This is a genomic window from Mycobacterium sp. E136 (assembly GCF_001666865.1).
Lineage (GTDB): Bacteria > Actinomycetota > Actinomycetes > Mycobacteriales > Mycobacteriaceae > Mycobacterium.
This window is the reverse complement of the sequence record NZ_LZJE01000073.1, coordinates 1-775: the sequence shown is the minus strand read 5'-3', so window position 1 is coordinate 775 and position 775 is coordinate 1. Positions and strand designations below refer to the sequence as shown.

The 775-nt window shown below is 69.4% G+C and carries 1 protein-coding gene and 1 pseudogene; one reads left to right on the top strand and one right to left on the bottom strand.

Features of this window, described 5'->3' with window-relative positions; genetic code table 11:
• A partial coding sequence (locus A5698_RS05555) for a metallopeptidase family protein (protein WP_068294191.1) occupies positions 1-363 on the bottom strand: 363 nt, incomplete at its 3' end.
• 89 nt (positions 364-452) lie between these two features.
• Here A5698_RS05555 and A5698_RS29305 point away from each other — a divergent pair.
• Positions 453-775, top strand: a pseudogene (locus A5698_RS29305) (septum formation family protein); the annotation flags it as partial.

Here is a 775-nt window from a genome sequence, read left to right as displayed (position 1 = left end):
CTGGTAGATGCTCTCGAACGTCGCGATCGCTTCGTCGTCGTTGCGATCCTCCAGATCTCCCACCTGGACCTCGTGGATGACGGTGATGGCGACCTCGTCGACGACGTCCTGTTCGCTGTCGCAGTGCTCCAGCAGCGCCTCGCGGTAGATGGTGATGGTGTCGGGCAGCGAGCCGGCGTACCAGGAATCGCGTTCGGTGAGCGCGACACCGTGATAGAGCCCGAGAAGGTCGGGCTCCTCGTCGTTGCGGGCTTCGACGAGGACGACGACATTGTCCAGCGCGTCGGCGAGCTTCGGCGGAATCAGATCGAGCGCCTCGGAGACGAGTTCGTCGAACCGTTGCGCGCTCATCCGAACGGCCATGCGGTTACTGACCCGGCGGTGGCGGTGCCGCCGGCGGGGGAACCTGCTCGGGCGCGGGCGGCGGTGCAGGCGCGGGTGGCGGCGGAAGCGGCGCGACGCTGGGCAACGGCGGCTGGTCGACGCTGCTCAACAGCGCCAAGGGCCCCCTGCTGATCAACGGGCAGCCGCCGGTGCCGCCGCCGGACATCCCCGAGGAGCGGCTGAACTTCCCGCCGATCCCGATCACCGACGACGATTCGCCGAGCTCGTCGCAGGTCACCAGCGGGCAGACCTCCAGCGGCAGCAGCAGCAGTAGTAGTAGTGGAAGCAGCTCCAGCGACGACAGCGACGAGCAGTCGACCCACGGCCAGCAGGGCGCGGACGTCCACCAGGGCGGCGCACCCGGAGCGGGTGGGGGCGGCCCGCCCAGGAA